Source organism: Salifodinibacter halophilus (assembly GCA_012999515.1).
Classification (GTDB): domain Bacteria; phylum Pseudomonadota; class Gammaproteobacteria; order Nevskiales; family Salinisphaeraceae; genus Salifodinibacter; species Salifodinibacter halophilus.
The window spans coordinates 1-239 of the sequence record JABEEB010000668.1; the positions used below are offsets into that span (position 1 = coordinate 1).

1 protein-coding gene is annotated in these 239 nt (G+C 74.1%); it reads right to left on the reverse strand.

Annotated features, from left to right (window positions below; genetic code table 11):
* On the reverse strand, positions 1–211 hold a 211-nt coding region (locus tag HKX41_13240), incomplete at its 3' end, for an inner membrane protein YpjD (protein ID NNC25099.1).
* Positions 212–239 lie beyond the last annotated feature (28 nt).

Here is a 239-nt window from a genome sequence, read left to right on the forward strand (position 1 = left end):
GCCCCACCAGCGACAGCGCGGCGAAGAAGTGCAGGTCGGCGCCGCCGGCGACGCGCCAGGCCAGCAGGTGGGCCAGCCCGTGCAGCAGCACCGCGAAGTTGGCCGGCAACAGCCAGCCGCGCGCGCCGCGGCCGCCGTCGCGGCGCACCGCCGAGACCAGCAGGCCGGTGGCGCTCAGGTACAAGGCGATGGCGATGAGAACGATTGTCATCGCCGCAGTGTGGCATAGCGGCGCTGCG